This window comes from Methylacidimicrobium sp. B4, from assembly GCF_017310545.1.
In the GTDB taxonomy this organism is placed as follows: domain Bacteria; phylum Verrucomicrobiota; class Verrucomicrobiia; order Methylacidiphilales; family Methylacidiphilaceae; genus Methylacidimicrobium.
This window is the reverse complement of the sequence record NZ_CP066203.1, coordinates 507,562-524,410: the sequence shown is the minus strand read 5'-3', so window position 1 is coordinate 524,410 and position 16,849 is coordinate 507,562. Positions and strand designations below refer to the sequence as shown.

The 16,849-nt window shown below is 64.8% G+C and carries 19 protein-coding genes; 3 read left to right on the top strand and 16 right to left on the bottom strand.

Annotated features, from left to right (window positions below; genetic code table 11):
* Window positions 1–96 precede the first annotated feature (96 nt).
* Together MacB4_RS02585 and MacB4_RS02580 are read right to left on the bottom strand one after the other, a co-directional pair.
* Complete coding sequence (locus tag MacB4_RS02585) at window positions 97–1,293, bottom strand: RNA-guided endonuclease TnpB family protein (RefSeq protein WP_206864316.1); 1,197 nt, start codon at window positions 1,291–1,293, stop codon at window positions 97–99.
* Window positions 1,287–1,916 (bottom strand): IS607 family transposase, encoded by a 630-nt coding sequence (locus tag MacB4_RS02580; RefSeq protein WP_206864315.1) that lies wholly within the window; start codon window positions 1,914–1,916, stop codon window positions 1,287–1,289. Before MacB4_RS02580 ends, MacB4_RS02585 begins: the two co-directional genes overlap by 7 nt.
* On the opposite strand from MacB4_RS02580, the gene MacB4_RS02575 reads away from it, so the two are divergent.
* The 3 genes from MacB4_RS02575 to MacB4_RS02565 all read left to right on the top strand — a co-directional run bounded on the left by MacB4_RS02575 (window position 1,894) and on the right by MacB4_RS02565 (window position 3,805).
* Window positions 1,894–2,493 (top strand): hypothetical protein, encoded by a 600-nt coding sequence (locus MacB4_RS02575; RefSeq protein WP_206864314.1) that lies wholly within the window; start codon window positions 1,894–1,896, stop codon window positions 2,491–2,493. The two genes, MacB4_RS02580 and MacB4_RS02575, sit on opposite strands and share 23 nt — an antisense overlap.
* A 157-nt stretch (window positions 2,494–2,650) precedes the next feature.
* Window positions 2,651–3,256: a hypothetical protein gene (locus MacB4_RS02570; RefSeq protein ID WP_206864313.1), complete on the top strand. Its 606-nt coding sequence runs from the start codon at window positions 2,651–2,653 to the stop codon at window positions 3,254–3,256.
* A 69-nt stretch (window positions 3,257–3,325) separates the two neighbouring features.
* Entirely contained in the window at window positions 3,326–3,805 is a 480-nt protein-coding gene (locus MacB4_RS02565; RefSeq protein ID WP_242529291.1) for a transposase, read from the top strand.
* 236 nt (window positions 3,806–4,041) lie between these two features.
* Here the strand turns inward: MacB4_RS02565 and MacB4_RS02560 are convergent, their stop codons facing one another.
* The 14 genes from MacB4_RS02560 to MacB4_RS02495 form a co-directional block, all read right to left on the bottom strand.
* Window positions 4,042–4,833 carry an arsenite methyltransferase gene (locus MacB4_RS02560; protein ID WP_206864312.1) on the bottom strand — a complete coding sequence of 264 codons (792 nt, stop codon included), beginning with the start codon at window positions 4,831–4,833 and terminating at the stop codon, window positions 4,042–4,044.
* Between the two features lie 208 nt (window positions 4,834–5,041).
* Window positions 5,042–6,565, bottom strand: a complete 1,524-nt coding sequence (locus MacB4_RS02555) for a DUF1800 domain-containing protein (protein WP_206864311.1) — start codon at window positions 6,563–6,565, stop codon at window positions 5,042–5,044.
* A gap of 4 nt (window positions 6,566–6,569) precedes the next feature.
* Window positions 6,570–7,775, bottom strand: a complete 1,206-nt coding sequence (locus MacB4_RS02550) for a DUF1501 domain-containing protein (protein WP_206864310.1) — start codon at window positions 7,773–7,775, stop codon at window positions 6,570–6,572.
* 152 nt (window positions 7,776–7,927) lie between these two features.
* Complete coding sequence (locus MacB4_RS02545) at window positions 7,928–8,875, bottom strand: alpha/beta hydrolase (protein ID WP_242529290.1); 948 nt, start codon at window positions 8,873–8,875, stop codon at window positions 7,928–7,930.
* Between the two features lie 117 nt (window positions 8,876–8,992).
* The gene (gene accB, locus MacB4_RS02540; RefSeq protein WP_206864308.1) at window positions 8,993–9,442 is read right to left on the bottom strand and encodes an acetyl-CoA carboxylase biotin carboxyl carrier protein; all 450 of its coding nucleotides are present in this window, start codon (window positions 9,440–9,442) and stop codon (window positions 8,993–8,995) included.
* Window positions 9,415–10,326, bottom strand: coding sequence for a hypothetical protein (locus MacB4_RS02535; protein ID WP_206864307.1), 912 nt, complete (start codon window positions 10,324–10,326; stop codon window positions 9,415–9,417). The genes accB and MacB4_RS02535 overlap by 28 nt, the downstream gene beginning before the upstream one ends.
* Window positions 10,310–10,960, bottom strand: coding sequence for a dTMP kinase (gene tmk, locus MacB4_RS02530; protein WP_370569388.1), 651 nt, complete (start codon window positions 10,958–10,960; stop codon window positions 10,310–10,312). Before tmk ends, MacB4_RS02535 begins: the two co-directional genes overlap by 17 nt.
* Complete coding sequence (gene cysS / locus MacB4_RS02525) at window positions 10,957–12,354, bottom strand: cysteine--tRNA ligase (protein ID WP_206864306.1); 1,398 nt, start codon at window positions 12,352–12,354, stop codon at window positions 10,957–10,959. The genes tmk and cysS overlap by 4 nt, the downstream gene beginning before the upstream one ends.
* The gene (locus tag MacB4_RS02520; protein ID WP_206864305.1) at window positions 12,351–13,811 is read right to left on the bottom strand and encodes an NAD(P)/FAD-dependent oxidoreductase; all 1,461 of its coding nucleotides are present in this window, start codon (window positions 13,809–13,811) and stop codon (window positions 12,351–12,353) included. The genes cysS and MacB4_RS02520 overlap by 4 nt, the downstream gene beginning before the upstream one ends.
* 70 nt (window positions 13,812–13,881) lie before the next feature.
* Window positions 13,882–14,574: an HAD family hydrolase gene (locus MacB4_RS02515; RefSeq protein ID WP_206864304.1), complete on the bottom strand. Its 693-nt coding sequence runs from the start codon at window positions 14,572–14,574 to the stop codon at window positions 13,882–13,884.
* 21 nt (window positions 14,575–14,595) lie between these two features.
* Complete coding sequence (locus tag MacB4_RS02510) at window positions 14,596–15,372, bottom strand: enoyl-ACP reductase (protein ID WP_206864303.1); 777 nt, start codon at window positions 15,370–15,372, stop codon at window positions 14,596–14,598.
* Window positions 15,373–15,497: 125 nt separating this feature from the next.
* Window positions 15,498–16,019 carry a DUF1697 domain-containing protein gene (locus tag MacB4_RS02505; RefSeq protein WP_206864302.1) on the bottom strand — a complete coding sequence of 174 codons (522 nt, stop codon included), beginning with the start codon at window positions 16,017–16,019 and terminating at the stop codon, window positions 15,498–15,500.
* The gene (locus MacB4_RS02500) at window positions 16,016–16,609 is read right to left on the bottom strand and encodes a YdeI family protein (protein WP_206864301.1); all 594 of its coding nucleotides are present in this window, start codon (window positions 16,607–16,609) and stop codon (window positions 16,016–16,018) included. Before MacB4_RS02500 ends, MacB4_RS02505 begins: the two co-directional genes overlap by 4 nt.
* Window positions 16,599–16,796 carry a hypothetical protein gene (locus tag MacB4_RS02495; protein ID WP_206864300.1) on the bottom strand — a complete coding sequence of 66 codons (198 nt, stop codon included), beginning with the start codon at window positions 16,794–16,796 and terminating at the stop codon, window positions 16,599–16,601. The genes MacB4_RS02500 and MacB4_RS02495 overlap by 11 nt, the downstream gene beginning before the upstream one ends.
* Window positions 16,797–16,849: the final 53 nt, after the last annotated feature.

Here is a 16,849-nt window from a genome sequence, read left to right as displayed (position 1 = left end):
CTGCGACCATGAAGGGATCGGTTTCATGCGATTGTATCCCGCACTTCTTCCTCTAGCTCTCCCGGAAGCCGTTCCGTCAGACTTGCTCATTCCCGCCTAAACAGGAACAAAGCCGACTTCCTGCTTCGCCGAGGCTGGTTTCACCCGGCGCTTGCATGCCGAGCCAGAGCCCTCCTCTCCACAGGCTGACACCGTGGAACTCACGGCCACATTCTTGAGATTCATCGCGGCGTTCACGTCCCGGTCATGCTCCGCGCCGCAGGCCGGACAGGTCCACTGACGCACCGAGAGCGGCAAGCTCTCCAGCCAATGGCCGCAGTGGGAGCAGGTCTTGCTGCTGGAGAAGAACCGATCGGCGACCACCACCTCTCCGCCCCGCATAGCGGCCTTGTACTCCAGCGGCCGCCGGAACTCGAAGAAGCCCATGTCGCCGATCGACCGGGCCAGACGCCGGTTGCCCATCATGCCGCGCACGTTCAGGCCCTCGACGCCGATGAGCGAAAACCGGCGCCTGAGGCCAGCCGACTGCTTGTGCAGGGCGTCCAGGCGGCCATTGGTGATTCGGGCGTGCAGCCTCGCCAGCTTCTCCTTGGCCTTGCGCCGGTTGGCCGACCCCTTCCTCTTGCGGCTCAGGCTCCGCGAGAGCCTGCGCAAGCGGCCCAGCCGCGCCTTGGGCGGCTCGGGGCCAGGCACCTTCTCCCCTGTCGAGAGCGTCGCCAGCGCCCAGACGCCCAGATCCACGCCAACCACGCCTTGGCTTTCGGCTTCTGGCGGACGCAAACCCTCCGGCATCTCGACAACGATGCGGACGAACCAGCGGTCGGCCACACGGGAGACCGTAGCCGACATCACCTTCCCAGGAAAACGCAACGACTCGCGCATGCGCACCCAGCCAAGGTTGGGGATGCGCATGCGGCAGCCGTCGAGACTGAACTGGTCGTTGGTGAGCGTGAAACGGTCGTCGCGGCCCTTTTTGCGAAATTGTGGATACCGGGCGCGACCCGCGAAGAAGTTCTGGAACGCTTGGCCAAGCTGGATGATCGCCATCTGCGGCGCCTTCTTCGTGACTTCGAGCATCCACGGGAACTGCTCGCGCTTGACCGCGTTCAACTGACGGCGCAGCGCCGCCTGGGATGGCTTGGACAGGCTGTTGTCGGCCTTCCACGCCTCGTACTGGCGCTTCCACTCGGCCAGCGCCCAGTTGTAGGCGAACCGAGCCGTGCCCGCCGCACGGGCCAGATACGTCGCCTGCACGTTGTTCGGATCGAGGGCGATGCGGTGCGCGATCAGCATTGCGACGCCTCCACGGCGCCTTTCACCCCGTCGAGCAGCTTCTGATTCTTGCGCGAACGGCTGCCGTACAGCCGGGCGCTGAACACCGTGATGATCTCCAACACATCTTTCGCCAGGTCTTCCTCGAACGTCGTGTCTTCCCCTTGGTTGAGGATGACGACCTCGACGCCCTTGGCCTCGCAGATGGCGAACACCAGTTCCGCGCCGAAGCGCAGTAGCCGATCCTTGTGCGTGATGACTAGCCGCCCGATGCGGCCTTCCACCACATCGTCCAGCAGCCGCTTGAGGCCCTTCTTGTGATAGTTCATGCCCGAACCCAGGTCGGCGATGACCTCGAACGTCCAGCCCTGCCGGGCGCAGTAAAGTTCGAGCACCTGCTTCTGCCGTTCCAGATCGTCCTTCTGGTCGTGGCTGCAGACGCGGGCGTAGGCAACCGTGCGGCGTGCTACATCGGGTGCATGGAACTGTTCAGGACGAAGCCGCGCCAAGTCATAGCGCCGCCGTCCACCCGGCGTGCGTTCGTCTGGGATGAGCTTGCCTTCGCGCTCCCAGCGTCGCAGCGTTTGCGCCGCGACGCCCAGGAACTCGGCGGCTTCATGGATGCTGACCATCTTGCGTAACATGCTTAAAATATACATGAAAGCGCAAGAACTAGCAACTATTCATTCAACTGTTCGAACCCTTTTTCCGCAGGCTGATATCCTACCGATACCAAGCTTTCCATTCGACGTGGATCTTTGTGCTCCAATTGGGAGCATAGATTTTCTGCCAGTGCCACCAGATTGTATTTCCCTGGATCTGGTATCCGCCCGGAAATATCTGGATTATCTGGCCGCTGAGGAATTCCTGGAAGGTGGGCGAAGATGGCGTGCCTTGGCCAATGGCGGCAACCTGGAGGAAGGAAGTGTAGATCTTCCCAAGGTCGACAATGACCCAGTAGTCCTCAATCGGAGTCCGATAACCGCCGCTCCCGATGAGATTTTCAAAGAAATCGATCTTTTCTTGGGAATTACGCGCAAGAGCTTGCTGAAGGGTGTCCCTACAGAGTTCGATCTCCTGGCCAGCCGGAAAGGTGAGGCGCGTCCAAAACCCATTGCTCCTTTTTCGTACCGGAAGCAGTCTCCCATCAATCAAAGTTCTCAATTCGAGATAGGGGTGATCCGGGAGCTCCCTCCAATGGACGGGAGTTACGCAAGTTGAGCCAAAGTTGCGGAACCGGTCGAGGGAAATCTCCCGCAGCAGCGCTTCCCGAAGCCCAGTCCGTCCCGAAGAGAGAAAGAGCGTGTAGTAGTTCCGTGAGGAGACTACTTGAACATCCTGTGTACAGTTCGCGTGAAGCGCGGGGGCTAGCCAGAGAATGACAAGAACGGACCAGACGGGGGCCCACTCTCTCCGGGCCAAGAAAGAGACGAATTTCATGCGCTTTTTTGCCGTATCCTGTCGTCCTCCGGCCTTCCGCAACTCTTCTTCGCTCCACCCGGAATCTTACCGCTATCCGGATTTCTCCTCGATAGGGAACTTTGTCTGCAAATTGGGCTTATCGATTCGCTTCTGTCAGACGACAGCCGGAAATGACTCCCCGACGACACGAGGCATTGACCCCCGGGCGAGAACAGGGGGTGTTCATGGGAAGGGAAAGAGTGCCGCATCGATCTCTGCGATTGAGGAGGAGGGAGGAGATGCGGAGAGCCGGAAGCTGCTCTTCCTGGCCGAGGGGAAAGGAGGCTCTCGAGACCTTCGCCAGGGGGGAGAAGGAGCATGGCACCGATCCAGGGTAGATCGAAGCGATCTGCATGGACATGACCCCCTCTTCCCTTTCTGGAGCCGGGAAGTTTTTCGGAAGGCGGAGAGGATTCTCGATCCCTTCCCTCTCATGCCGATGGCGGGAGAGGCGGTCGACCAGGTGCGCAAGGAGTTTTCGCGTCCGGGGTTGCTGCCGAAAGGAAGCCTCTGGGCGCTCTGAGGCAGCGAATGGACGCGGAGCGAGGAGCAGAAGGGCCTGCGTAGCTCGCTTGGCGCCGCCTCTCCTCGGTTGGGAAGAGCCAGTGGGTTGCCCATTGGGTTGCAGAAGGCTCTCCCAGAGATCCTCTCGCCGCAAGCTCCTCAAGAGCTCCGTGGGTGGCTCCGGTGGGCTCGTCGCAGTCGGCTTGCCTCCTTCCGGGACTGCCCCAAACAATCGATGAGCACCCGGGGGGGAATCATCGCCTTGCTCCGGAGCCCGATCACCAACGGAATCCACGAAGCGATCCGCGCGCCGAGCCAGCTCGCCAAAAGGATGACCAGGGGCTTTTCGGAGCTTCCGTTCCCTGAGAATTGCCGCGTTCCTCAAAGCCGGAAAGTCGCGGCTCGATCTTCCCGCTCTACCCACTTGAAACAGCGAAGAGGCATGATCTATAAAGTTACCTCTGGGACGGATCCACGCTTACGCAGCGTGACACACAGCGATGGAGAGGCGCTGCCCCAACGTCGCCAAGGCCGCCTCGACTTGTCCAAGATGGCTTCGGTGGAATAGATCACGGAGACGGCGGATCGACTTCTCGTCGGTACCAAGCTGCCGCGCGAGCTCGACGTTGGATACACCAGCCGACAACATCGCGTTGTGTAGCGCGATCTTGGCACTTTCCACGGCATGCAGCGCGACAACCGGGCGGCCGTGTGCGGGTTCCGGGGGGCGGCAAGGGGCTCGCTCTTGGATGTTACGCTCTGCTTTGCTGCGGCTCGGGTCGCCTGCGGCATGGCAGCGGCCGCTTACGGGAGAAGGACTTCGTGCATCGATGCTGGCTTCAGCGCTTCGATGGTGGCCGACACCACATAGTCCTCGACGTGGAACCCGGAAGCCCAGTGGCGGATGAACTCCCGGCTCTCCGGCTTGGGCTCCACGCAAATCTCTTCGAAGCCCGCAGCGGCGAGGGCCTCCTCGATCTCAGCGACGGAGGCGGCCCCGGCGATACAGCAGGCGTGGAGCGCTGCATCCTTCTTCATCGCTTTGGAGATCGGAGCGATCGCGACCACGTCCGAAATCGCCAGCCGGCCGCCTGGCTTCAAGACCCGGAAGGCCTCGGCGAAGACCTTCTCTTTCTCGGGGGAAAGATTGATGACGCAGTTGGAAAGGATCACATCCACCGAGCTGTCCGCGACCGGCAGGCGCTCGATCTCTCCGAGCCGGAATTCGACGTTCGGGTAATCGCCACGGAGGGCATTGGCGCGCGCCCGGGCCACCATCTCGGGAGTCATGTCGACCCCGATCACCTTGCCGCTTCTGCCTACTTGGCGGGCTGCCAGAAAGCAGTCGAAGCCGCCACCGCTCCCGAGATCGAGCACGGTCTCTCCCGCCTGGAGCGCCGCGATGGCCTGGGGATTCCCGCAGCCCAGGCCCATTTCGGCATCTCTCGGAACGGACGCGAGCTCTTCGGGGGAATAGCCCAAAGCCTGGGCTGCCGTGGGTTCAACCGCCGGTTTCCCGCAACACCCTCGGGCGCCCTCCGCCACCTGCGCGTAGACTTGGCGCACGGCATCTCGGACGGTCTCATCTGGCTTCATGCTTCCAATATTGTGGAAATAAGGAAAAAGGCAACCGCCAAGGAATCGGTTGTGCCCGGGCAAGGAAGCTGCCACGGACCTGCGGTTCGACTCCCTCGGCTTCTCGCGTGCCAACGACCGCCCGCTGGGGCACGAGCTCCTCTTGGCCTGTGAAGGCCGATCCCGCGGCTGCAGGCGAGGAGCATGCTTGGGAATCGAGCGGATGAGGCTAGCGGTACGCGAAATCGGGCGAAGCGAGCAGCAGGCCATTCCATTCGCCTTGCGACTGTGCCTGGGCCAGGCCGTTGCGGGTGGCCGCGGACAGGTACGGCTCGAAGGCCGCGTAATAGAGAGGGGAGGTGAGCAACGGAAACCCTGGCATCCGCTGCGTCGAGCCTTCCGGGAGGAAGAGCTGCGGATTGCCGTTCCCGATGGCTCGGGCGACCGCGAAGCGGGCCTCGAGCTGGCCAGAGCTCGACCACCTCGCCCCGTCGAGCGGCCAGCCGTCGGGGGTAATGCGGCCGAAGAGCGGCTCGCCGAGCATCTCGAGCCAGTGGATCAGCGGCCGTGGGTTGTAGATGGGGCGGCCATCGTAGGCCAAGCGCATCGCCGAAACGATGAGCTGAAAGGGATCCTTGAACTTGCCTCCGGCGGCGGCGACGAGCTCGCTCGAGTCGAAGAGGGTGCGCAGCACTTCGGCGATGTCGCCCTCTCTCTTGCGAAAGGCGAGCGCCATCCGTTCCACCAAGGCGGCCGGAGGCTGGTCGCCGACGAAGTACTCGGCCAGCTTGCGCGAGAGGAAGCGCCCACAGGCGGGCTGCTGCACGATCCAGTCCACGGCCTCCTCTACCTCGGAGAAGCCTCTGCCCCGGATGGGGTGGCCAAGGAGCACCTTGTCGCTGAAGTCGTGGCGGCTGGGGTTGAACTCGAAGAGGCCCTCGCGCACGAGTCGCGGAGCGAGGGCGGGGGCTATGGGGCGTGGAAGGCCGTCAAGCGGCGCGATGCCGACACCGGTCAGGATCAACGCCAGCTGCTGCACATCCTGCTGGGTATAGCCGCCATCCACGCCGAGGGTGTGTAGCTCGACCAGCTCCCGGGCGTAGTTCTCGTTCACGTGACCCTTGGCGTTCTGAACGTTGTCGAGGTACTCGAGCATGGCCGGGCTTTTGAGCGTGGCCAGGACAAGCTCCCGAAACTTGCCCAGGGCGCGCGGACGGATCACGTGCTCCGCGTAGTCGCCAACTTCCCATCGAATCCGTCCCTTCGGCGCGTATACGCTGAAGTGGTTGAGCCAGAACCAGACCATCTGCTCCTTGAGCTGGTTGGGTCCGTAGATGGCCTGAAGCAGCTCGGCGGCGCGCGCCTGCTGCACCCATTGGTTGCCTTGCCGCTGGAGCTCGTTGCGCGCGGCACTCCTGGCTTCCCCCTCGGGCATCGATCGAATGCGTTCCTGCGCTTGATGCCACTGGGCCAATGCCTCGCTCGCACGGGTGGTCAGCGCCGGGTTGCTGGCGAGCTGGTCGGCGACGGCCTGGGGCAGCGATCCCGGCATGCGGTCCTGCAGCTGGAGCTCAAGCATCCGTCGGCGTCCCATGCCGCGGCAGGAGTCGATGGCAACGGTGTCAAGGCCGAAGCCGTCCCGACGCAACCAGGCAAGGTCACCGGGTGCGAGCAGGCCGCCGTCCGCGAAGGTGCGAGAGGGGAGCAAGAGGGCCAGAGCGAAGGCGGGGAGGAGACGGATGGGACTCCGCATGGGCTCAGACTAGCCCCAGGTCGATCGGCCGGGAACGTGGGAAGACGGTCTGGACCTGGCTCGACCGTAATCCCCAGAGTCGCCCGAATAGGCCGGCGTAGACGTTGCGATAGTGGTTGAGGACAGGGTAGTCGCGATTCTGGAAGAGAGAGGCTTCATTCACGGCCACCTGCTCCCCGGCGATGCGCCCGCCGCAGACTCGCCCGCCAAGCACCCAGTGCACCGTTCCATGCCCGTGATCGGTGCCCTTGTCGCCATTCTCGCGGAAGGTCCGGCCGAACTCCGAGACGACCACGACGACGGTGTCGCGCCAGCCTTCGCCGAGCTCACGGGCGAAGGCGGTCAGCCCCTCGCCCAAGTTGCGCAGGTTGGTGGAGAGTGGCCCGCTGGCACCACCCTGATTGACGTGGGTGTCCCAGCCGCTGACGTCAACGAAGCCCAGGCGGTAGCGGTCGCGCATCAACGCGGCGATGCGTCGTCCCTCGGTCGCAAAATGGTGCGTGTTGGGGGCATCGCGGCCGGCCTGGGCCATCTCCTCGTCGAGGCGTTGCCAATCTGCGGATGCGGAACGGCGCAAAGCCAGGCCTTCCCGGGCGGCTGCGGCCAAGGGAGTGTCCTGGTACATGTCAGATAGGATGGACGACTGGCGCTCGTCGAAGCGCGCCTTGGGATCTCCCTTGAGCGAAAGGTTCGGCACGTCTTGCACGCTCCCGCGGAAGCTTAAGGGCAGGTTGTCGGTGAACGCGATGGGGGAGACGCCGGTCAGGACGTTCGACAGGCGGGCGAGGAAGCCGGAGCGGTAATCACCGCTTGACTCGCCCGCCTCCCCGCACTCGATCCGGTCCTGTGTCTCGAAGTGGCTGCGGGAGAGGTCGTCCGTGCCAGCGAAGGGGATGAAGGCGACCTGCTTGCTCTCCCACAGCGAAAAGAGCGAATCGCGCAGCGCCGGATTGAGTCCCCAATCGGCGTCGAGCGGAATGGTGGCATTCGGATCGCCCGCTCCCGGGCGGGGGAGAGCGAGGGTCGGGCGTGCCTCGTAGTAGAAGTCGCTCGCATAGGGTACGAGCAGGTGGTTGCAATCGTAGCCGCCGCGCAGGAAGACGAACAAGAGGCGTGGCGAGTCGGCGCTCGCGGCGAAGAGCCGGCCTCGGAGCGAGAGTGCGGGCAGCGCAGCGGCCGTGGCGAGGCGCAGGAACTGGCGGCGGTTCATGGCGGCTCCGCAGCGAAGGATAGGGGAAGGTTGCCATGGCGGGCAAGGATCGGAGTCTGCTGGAACTGGTGCGATCCCGCGACCCGGATCGCTTCCAGCAAGGAGTGCCTCGCCCGCCACGAAGGGCTCGCGTGGTTCGACCGCCATCCGGTCTAACGCTTCGCGGCCGGATAGGCGGCCGCGAAGTCGAGGAAGTCCCCCACGACGTGGCGGAAGTCGGGGGCAAAGGTCCGCTCCTCGTGGGAAGCGTGGGGAATCACCCACCACTTCTTCGGCTCGGAGGCGGCATCGTAGATTTTTTGCACGACGGGGATCGGCATCCTCCGATCTTCCTCGGCTGCGATGACGAGGATCGGCACATGGATGTTCTGCGCCGCTTCGACGCAATCGACCTTGCCTGGGTCGAGGGAGTAGTGGCGCTCGAGCTCCCAGGAGACGAGGTCGACGAAGGGGAAGGCGGGGAGGCCGAAGAAGAGCCGGGCATGGACGGCCATCGAGTTGCGGAGGTTGTCGAAGGGGGCGTCCGCGATCACCCCGCCGGCCCGTGGATCCTCGGAAACAAAACGCAAGGCCGTCACGGCACCAAGCGAGGTTCCCCACACCAGCGGGTGCGAGAGCCCCTTGTGTTCCAACTGGTCCGTCCAAGCCTTGAGATCGAGGGGCTCCTTCCACCCGAGGGTGGTGATGGTCCTCCCGCTCTTCCCGTGGCCCCGGAGGTCGATGGCCAACACGGGGAAACCGAGCTTGTGGCCTAAGACGATATAGTTGATCTGGAACTCCTTGCTTGCGCCGAGGCCGTGGACCACGATGAGCGGAGGCTTGGAGGAGCTCCGGTCGGAGGGGATGAACCAGGCGGCAAGCTTGATGCCGTCTTCGCTCGTCGTCGTCCAGTCCTCGTAGGGGATGCCGGCCAGGCCAGGGTCAATGCTCAGGAAGCTGTGGGGCGGAACGGTGACCGCCACCCGGGCGAGGGAGTCGACATACCATTTGAGCCCGGAGAGAAGGACGGCCAGCAGTCCGAGGATCGCGACTCCGGCGAGCAGAAGCTTTCGCCTGCCGGGCGCAGGTCCTGGAGAGAATGGTTTTCGTGGTTCGGACACGGACCGGGGGGCGAGGGATTCCCCCGTATCCTCCCTTTTGCGCATCCCGTCTCCCTCGAGCACGAACAAGACTCGCTCAGCGCGCAACGAAAGGCAAGCGGCGGGGTCGGGCCAGAGTCAGGGGAGAGGGCGGATCCGGAAGAGGGGGCGGTCGAAGTCGACGGCCTTCCCGTTCTCGGCGAGGACCTCGGTGATGATGCCGCGCGCTTCGGCCTTGATCTCGTTCATGACCTTCATCGCCTCGATGATGCAGACGACCGTGTTTTCATTGACCTCCTGGCCGACTTCGACGTAGGGCGCCGAATCAGGCGAGGGGGAGCGGTAGAAGACTCCGACCATCGGCGAGCGGATCTCCCGGGAAGATTCGGCCGAGGGACCGGCCAGCTCCTTGAGCTTCTCGGGGGCCACGATCGAGGTGGGAGAGGCGTAGACCATGTGGGGGTGAGCCGCAGCCGGAGGGGGTTCCTTCCGGAGCCGCAGGCGGAACCCCTCGCGCTCCACCTCGATCTCCGAAAGGTTTCCCTTGGCCATCAACTCGATCAACTCGGCAATTTCTTTGGTTTCCATGAAGATTCCTCGGCGTCGAACCCGCTCATCTTGGTCGACTCCTCGATCTCGAGGCAAGCTCGGGCGTACGCGAGCGCGGGATCGAGCCCGCCGCGGAGATCTCGCAACAGCTCCTCGAGGATGCGGATCTCCCGTCCGGGAGGCCCCTCTCGCTCCGCGCTGGCCTCTTTCGCATAGGCTTCCTCGAGCTTCGCCAGAAGCCGTTCCCGCTGGAGATCGGCCGCCGACTCGACGAGGGCGGCGCGAACCTCCTCGGGTTCGCTCTCTTCCCCTTCGCCCATTTCCGATTCGATCTCCTTGCGGATCTCAAGGAAGGTGCTTTCCAGAAGAGCGGCGCGTCGAAAAGCCCGCAGAAGGAAGCCCGGTCCCGGTGCGAACCAGTCGGCGAGGAATCGGGCTTCCCGAGGATCATCCGGCATCGCGGCAGCCGGATCGGCCCGAACGGCGAGCGGGATGCACCGGGAGGAGATCGTGGGAAGCAGCATCTGGGGCTGGGTGCTGGTGAGCAAGATCACCACATCCTGGGGCGGCTCTTCCAGCGTTTTCAGGAAAGAGTTCGCCGCTTCGCCGCCTCCGAGGCACATCCGCTCGGCATCGCAGATCAGCGCTACGCGAAAGCGGCTCTCGTAGGGCTTGAGGGCGAGCATCGCCATGAGTGCGCGCATCCGTTCGACCGGGATGCGGCGCAGCCGGGACTCGGGTCGGGCGAGGTGGAAGTCGGGATGGTTTTCGGGACGGGGCCCGAGCAGAAGGGCTGCGATCCGGAACGCGAGCGCCTCGAGCAGAGAGGAGCTGGGGCCCAGCAGGAGATAGGCATGGGCGAGCCGGTCGTCGGCCAGCGCCTGCCGCAGGCGGAGAAGAATGGTTTCAGAGTCCAAGGACACGGCGCACGATCTCCCAAATCTGGGCGGCAACCTCCTCCTCGGGCCGCTCTGCGTCGATGAGCACGACCCGATCGGGCTCGGCCCGGGCCAGGTCAAGGTAGGCGGCTCGGACCCGCTCGAAGAATTCAGGCGGCTCGGCCTCGATCCGATCGGCTTTGGTGCTCTCTCCGCGGCGGCGGGCGATGCGTGCCCGCCCTTCGGATGAGGAGATGTCGAGGACGAAGGTGACCGCCGGGGTGAGGCCCGCGCAGGCGAGCTCGTTGAGGGAGCGGAGGAGCGGCTCAGGAAACCCCCGGCCTCGGCCCTGATAGGCGAGGGTCGAGTCGCTGAAGCGGTCGGCGAGAACCCAGGAACCTTTGCGCAGGGCGGGCTCGATCGTTTCGCGGACGAGCTGGGCCCGTGCGGCCAGGAAGAGGAGGAGCTCGGATTCCGGGCAGACGGAAAGATCCGGAGAGGACTCCTTGAGCAGCAGGCGGAGCCGTTCCCCCAGGGGGGTGCCGCCCGGCTCCCGGACCGTCAGGACCGGTTGTCCCAAGGCGTGCAGCCGGGCTGCGAGCCGACCGATCTGGGTCGACTTTCCGGCTCCTTCCGATCCCTCGAAGGTGATGAGTCGCAGCGGATGGGATCGCATCATCTCCTCCGCAGCTCCTGACCCTGGGCGGTATCCCGAACGCTCCACCCTTGCCGCTCGATCGCCACGCGCAGGGAGTCGCTCTCCTTCCAGTCCCGCCGCTGCCGCGCGGCCGCTCGGCGGGAGAGGAGCTCCTGCAGATGCGGCGGAACGGTGTCATCCGGTTCGCCAAGGCCGAGAACCGAGTCGAGGGCGCGCCAGATCTCCGGCAGGTCCGGTAGCGGAGCGCCCAGATCGATCGAGCGGTTGGTGGCGCGGAGGAATTCGAAGAAGTGGCCGAGCGCATCCGAGAGGTTGAGATCATCGGCCAGGGAGGCGCAGAATCGGGCCAGGAACTCTTCCCCTTCCGAGGAGGCGGCGGCAAACCGCTCGGGGGGAAGCGAATGCCAGCGCGCGAGCCAGTCGTCGATCCGTCCGACGGCGGCCTTGGCCGCCGCAAGCCCCTCCCACGTAAAGTTCAGCGTCTGGCGATAGTGGGCGGCCGTGAGCAGGAGGAAGCGGAGATGTCGGCCGGTGTAGCCTTGGGCGAGGATGTCGGCGACCGAATAGACGTTGCCCAGGGATTTCGACATCTTCTCGCCGTCCACGAGCACATGGCTGCAGTGGAGCCAGACGTGGGCAAAGCCCTTTCCGGTCGCACAGCGGCTCTGGGCGATCTCGTTCTCATGGTGTGGAAAGATGAGATCGGTGCCTCCGCAGTGGATGTCGAACTCCTCTCCGAGATAGTGCATGCTCATCGCGGAGCACTCGATATGCCAGCCGGGACGTCCCTTCCCCCAGGGGGAGGCCCAGCCGACCTCACCGTCCTCGGGTTTCCAGGCTTTCCAGAGCGCAAAGTCCCCGACGCTCTCCTTGAGATATTCATCCTGGGCGATGCGCGCTCCCGGCTGGAGCCCCCCCCGATCCAGATGGGCGAGCTTTCCGTAGTCGGGGAAGGAGCCGATCCGGAAGTAGACCGAGCCGTCCTCGCCGACGTAGGCATGCCCCTTCCGGAGCAGCTCCTCGATGAGCGCGATCATCAGCCCGATATGGTCGGTGGCCTTTGGCCGCCGGTCGGGGAGCGGGATGTGAAGGGTCTGGAGATCCTCCTCGAAGAGCTCGATATAGCGCCCTGTCAGCTCGCGGAGCGGCAGGGAAGCCGCCTCTGCCGCGGCGATCGTCTTGTCGTCGACGTCGGTATAGTTCATCACCGATTCCGGTTCGAAGCCAAAGAGGCGGAGCACTCGACGGAGGAGGTCGACGAAGAGAAAGGTCCGGAAGTTCCCGATGTGGGCGCGCCCATAGACGGTCGGGCCGCAGGCATACAGCCGGACCTTGGGAGGGGCGATCGGATGGAACTCTTCCCGGCTACGGGAAAGGGTGTTGAAGAGGTGAAGGGGGGTGCGGCAGCGGGTCATGGGTCGGGTGGCTTTGGGGGCAGCGGGGAAGAGCCGGGCCGCTGGGAACAAGCGACCTGCCGGTCGATCTCTTCCGCCGGATAGGTCAGGATTTCAGAAAGGGTCGGATGGTAGTGGGGCAGCCGGGCCAGATCGCCCGCCGTGGCGCGGACCGAGAGGAGGGCGAGGAGCTCGTGGATGAGCTCGGAGGCTTCCGGACCCGCGATGCCGGCACCCAGGAGCTCCCCGCTCGCCGGGTCGGCGAGCAGCTTGACGAAGCCCTTGGTGGCTCCCATGAGAAGGGATTTGCCGTGGTCGGCGAAGGGATAGCGGGCGACGAGCACCGGCCGTCCGGCCAGGTGCGCCCCCGCCTCGGTCAGGCCGAGCCGGGCCACCTGGGGCTCGGTGAAGACGATTTCCATCGTGAGCCGATAGTCGAGGCTGCGGAAGGGTCCGCCGGCCCCCGTCGCCTCTCGGGCGGCATTCTCCCCGGCCGCCTCTCCTTGGAGGACGGCGATGTGGACGACCTCCTCGATGCCGACGACGTCTCCTGCCGCAAAGATGTGGGGTGCGCGCGTCCGCATCTCGGAATCGACCGCGGGAGCCCTCGGGTGGGACTCGATCCCCGCGGCGGGAAGGTGCAGCCTTTCCAGGGCCGGCGTGCGTCCTGTGGCCAGGAAGATCTCGCGGGCCACCAGGTCCTGGATGGCTCCCCGCTGGACGAGGCGGAGCCGCTTCTGCTCTCCGCACCAGTCTGCGGAAATGAGCGAGGAGCTGGTCCAGAGCTCGATCCCCTCTTCCCGAAACGACTCCTCCAGGACGAGGGCGAGATCGGAGTCAAACCGTTTCAGCAGGTGGGCTCCCCGTTGCACGAGACGGACGCCGACGCCGAGCCTCGCAAAAAACTGCGCATACTCAACCGCAACCGGCCCTCCGCCCAGGACGATCAGGCTTTCCGGGAGCTCTTTTTGTTCGAGGACGGTGTTGCTGTCCCAGAAGCCGATCTCCCGGAGCTCGGGCAGGGGAGGATGGCTGATCCGCGATCCCGTCGCAACCACGAAGGCCTTGGCGCGCAGAATGCTCTTTTGCCCATCGTGGTAGGTGAGCTCGACCTGATGGGGGTTGAGGAAGGAGGCGTGAGCGCGGATGAGCTGGAACTTTCCTTCGGTGAGCTCCTTCTGCCGGTCGGCCGCAAACTCCGAGACGAGCCGCTGGGTCCGGGCCAGGATCGCAGGAAAGTCGGCTCGGATGGGCTGCGCCTCCAGGCCGAATAGCCCGGCCTCCCCGATGGCGTGCCAGCGTCGGCTGGCTTCCAGCAGAGCCTTGGTCGGCATGCAGCCCGCCAGGATGCAAAGCCCGCCCAGCCGCTCCGAACCATCGATGAGCGCCGTGCGCGCTCCGAAGGCCGCCGCCGTCCTCGCCGCGGCAAACCCAGCACTCCCCCCGCCGATTACGGCGACGTCAAAGAGCGGCTCCATCTGTTCCTCTCACCACTTTCTCTTCTGCGGCTCCTCCGCTGCGTCCGTTGCGCCCCGATGCGGGATCCGTTCAGCCGTGGCCTTTCACGAGGGAGAGAACTGGTCCGAACTGCTCCAGGTCTGGCAAGAGCAGGGTAGGGCGGTAGCCGGCGAGCTCGGAGAGGGAATAGCCCCCGGTGGCCACAGCGATGGAACAGGCGCCGATCGCCTGGGCGCACAGCACGTCGTGCGGAGTGTCGCCGATCAGGAAGATCTGTTGGGCCGAGAGGCTCTCCCCCCAACGCTCCCGGACAAGGTCGAAGGCTGCGCGCGCTACTTCATTCCGGCACTCCCACCGGTCGCCGAAGGCGCCGAAGCCAAAGAAGCGCCCCAGCCCGAAGTGATCGAGCTTGATCCTGGCTCCGCGCTCGAAGTTTCCCGTCAGCAGCCCCTGCTGCCATCCGGCAATCTCCGCGATCGACGAGAGCATCCGCTCCACCCCGGGAAAGAGATGGCCGGAGGCGTGCGAGATCTCCTCTCTCAGATAGTCGAGATAGGTGTTGCGGAACCGGGCGACGCTCTCTTCGGACCAGGAGATCCCGAACCGCGTAAAGATCTGCCGGACGATCAGCAAGTCGGTCCGTCCCCTGTAGTCGATCTCCGGCAGGGCGAGCTCCTTTCCGTAGAGGGCCCGGACTGTGCGGATGATCGCGGCTTCCCCAGCGCCGCCGCTGTGGAGGAGGGTGCCGTCGATATCCCAAAGAATGATGCGATGGGGGGTCATCTTCCGCGGCCTACCTGCTGGCTATGCACCCAGGATCGAATAGCCGCCGTCGAGATAGATCGTCTGCCCCGTGATGGCGGAGCCGCCCTCGCTGGCGAGAAAGGCGGCCGCCGCACCCACTTCCGCCGGCTCGACGAGCTTCCGCAAGGGGGCCTTCTCCTGGTGATGCTTGAGCATCTGGACGAAGCCGGGGATGCCGCGGGCGGCGAGGGTATTGACCGGCCCCGGGCTCAGCGCGTTGACCCGGATCCCCCGGGGGCCGAGCTCGAAGGCCAGGTAGCGGACCGAGGCTTCCAAAGCCGCCTTGGCGGTTCCCATGATGTGGTATTGCGGGGTCACCTTTTCCGAGCCGTAGTAGGTGAGGGTCAGAAGAAGCCCGCCCCGGGTCATCAGCGGCTTGGCGCGCCGGGCGATCGCCAGGAACGAATAGACGCTGATGTCGAAGCTCACGAGGAAATCGTCCCGCTTGACCTCGGAAAGCTCGTGGTCGAGCGCCTCCTTCGGGGCAAAGGCGACGCTGTGGAGGACCAGGTCGACCACGGGCGCCTCGCGGGCGACCTCGGCAAAAAAAGTATCGAGCTCTGCATCCTCGCCGACATCGCAGCCGATCGCCTTCCCCGGCTTGGGCAGAGACCGGGCGAGCTCTTCGGCATTTTCCCGCAGCCGTTCGCCTTGATAGCCGAGGACGAGCGAGGCTCCCTCGGAGCTCCAGGCTTGCGCGATCGCCCAGGCGAGGCTGCGCTTGTTGGCGACCCCGAAGACGAGGGCGGTTTTTCCTTCGAGGAATCCCTTGTTCATCCTATTCACAGAAGCCCGCGCTTCCCCAAAAGTCACGTTCTTTTGTGGTGGTTCCAGAGGAGAGGGCATGGTCCTGCAAATCAGGGCGGTCGAGAGCGACCGCATGGATGCGGTCGAGAGCGTGGTCATCCCGATGTTGGCGCCGACATCCGTTCGACAAGTTTGGCTACGGTGTTCATGTTACGCGCGGTCCCGGAACTTGCGGCGGGTATCTTGAGCCTCGTGTCCGCCTGGCCGCCGGGATAATGAACGTAAACCTCTCGCACGCCGATGGCGATTTCCTCGCAGGCAAGACCTCTCACCTTGTCGAGCAGGTCCGCAGGCGGCGGTTCCTTCAGGAATATAGCCACGACCCGGTTAGGCGCGGCCTCACGGAACGGATTGGCCGCGAGAACGGCCGCCATCTCGGGGCCGGTTCGGACAGCGACCCCCACGGGCTTGCCGGCATAGCCGCGCAACTGAGCTTCCAGCTTAGCCTGGACCACCGTCTCGCCCAGGTCGGCCTTGAAGAGCACATTGCCGCTGGCGATATAGGTGCGGACGTCCTGGAAACCGCAGTTCTCGCAGATGGCGCGCAACTCGGTCATCGGCACCTTGCCCGTGCCTCCGACATTCACCGCCCGCAGCAAGGCAACGTAGCTGGTCATGGGGTTGACCCTCGCCGGGGAGGAACGGTTTCTCCGCGAGCGAGCTTTGCGACCAGTTCAGCAATTTTTGCGGCGCGTTTTTCCGAGGTCTTCGCTTGATGCACGCGATAGAGTATGGAATACCGATTGGCTCGGTCCAGCGCGTCGAACAACGCGCGGGCGCGCGGCTCGGCATCGAGGGCGGCCTTCAGATCGTCGTCCGTCGCGGCCCGTGATTGGGGCGGGTATGCGGCGGCCCATCGCCCATCGGCCTTCGCCCGATGGATCTCCGCTTGGCCTTTGGGTTTCATGCGGCCGGCGGCCAGAAGCCGCTCGACGCGTTCGCAGTTCCTCTGCGACCAGGGGCTGTTGGGCCGTCGCGGCGTGAAGCGTGCCTTGAAGTAGTAGGTGTCAACTCGACCGAGCTGGCCATCCACCCATCCATGGCAAAGGGCGCAATCGATGGCGTCGGATTTGCTGAGGGTCCGTTCCGGCGCGCCTTTCTTGGCGAACCTGAGCCAAGCCCCGACCGCATCGTCAGACTGACCGGTCAGCCAGGCCTCGAAGGCTGCCGCATCGGGAAAGGTCAACAATGGAAGCCTATCGTGCATGATACCCCGTGGAGAGCGAGCAGCCGGCGGGTGTGGCCTCCTGCGGAACGACGACCTTCCCATCCTTGATCAACGGCTGCTTCGGAACCAGCACGATGCTGGCGGCGACCATCGGACCGCCCCGCGCATCGCCGATCTTGTCCCGCTTTGCTTCGCGCTCCTCTTCCGTGAACAGGCCGCGGGTCATCGCGTCATCCTCTTGTTCTCGACCTCACCCACATCATCCGATTGCGAGGGCGG

Bases quoted from the DNA above. Each gene is read 5' to 3' on its own strand.
- accB (WP_206864308.1), bottom strand. From the start codon at position 9,442: ATGGAAACCAAAGAAATTGCCGAGTTGATCGAGTTGATGGCCAAGGGA.
- MacB4_RS02495 (WP_206864300.1), bottom strand. From the start codon at position 16,796: ATGACCCGCGGCCTGTTCACGGAAGAGGAGCGCGAAGCAAAGCGGGAC.
- MacB4_RS02550 (WP_206864310.1), bottom strand. From the start codon at position 7,775: ATGAACCGCCGCCAGTTCCTGCGCCTCGCCACGGCCGCTGCGCTGCCC.
- cysS (WP_206864306.1), bottom strand. From the start codon at position 12,354: ATGACCCGCTGCCGCACCCCCCTTCACCTCTTCAACACCCTTTCCCGT.
- MacB4_RS02570 (WP_206864313.1), top strand. From the start codon at position 2,651: ATGACAAGAACGGACCAGACGGGGGCCCACTCTCTCCGGGCCAAGAAA.
- MacB4_RS02575 (WP_206864314.1), top strand. From the start codon at position 1,894: ATGCTGACCATCTTGCGTAACATGCTTAAAATATACATGAAAGCGCAA.
- MacB4_RS02510 (WP_206864303.1), bottom strand. From the start codon at position 15,372: ATGAACAAGGGATTCCTCGAAGGAAAAACCGCCCTCGTCTTCGGGGTC.
- MacB4_RS02555 (WP_206864311.1), bottom strand. From the start codon at position 6,565: ATGCGGAGTCCCATCCGTCTCCTCCCCGCCTTCGCTCTGGCCCTCTTG.
- MacB4_RS02580 (WP_206864315.1), bottom strand. From the start codon at position 1,916: ATGTTACGCAAGATGGTCAGCATCCATGAAGCCGCCGAGTTCCTGGGC.
- MacB4_RS02585 (WP_206864316.1), bottom strand. From the start codon at position 1,293: ATGCTGATCGCGCACCGCATCGCCCTCGATCCGAACAACGTGCAGGCG.
- MacB4_RS02505 (WP_206864302.1), bottom strand. From the start codon at position 16,019: ATGACCAGCTACGTTGCCTTGCTGCGGGCGGTGAATGTCGGAGGCACG.
- MacB4_RS02500 (WP_206864301.1), bottom strand. From the start codon at position 16,609: ATGCACGATAGGCTTCCATTGTTGACCTTTCCCGATGCGGCAGCCTTC.
- tmk (WP_370569388.1), bottom strand. From the start codon at position 10,960: ATGATGCGATCCCATCCGCTGCGACTCATCACCTTCGAGGGATCGGAA.
- MacB4_RS02520 (WP_206864305.1), bottom strand. From the start codon at position 13,811: ATGGAGCCGCTCTTTGACGTCGCCGTAATCGGCGGGGGGAGTGCTGGG.
- MacB4_RS02515 (WP_206864304.1), bottom strand. From the start codon at position 14,574: ATGACCCCCCATCGCATCATTCTTTGGGATATCGACGGCACCCTCCTC.
- MacB4_RS02560 (WP_206864312.1), bottom strand. From the start codon at position 4,833: ATGAAGCCAGATGAGACCGTCCGAGATGCCGTGCGCCAAGTCTACGCG.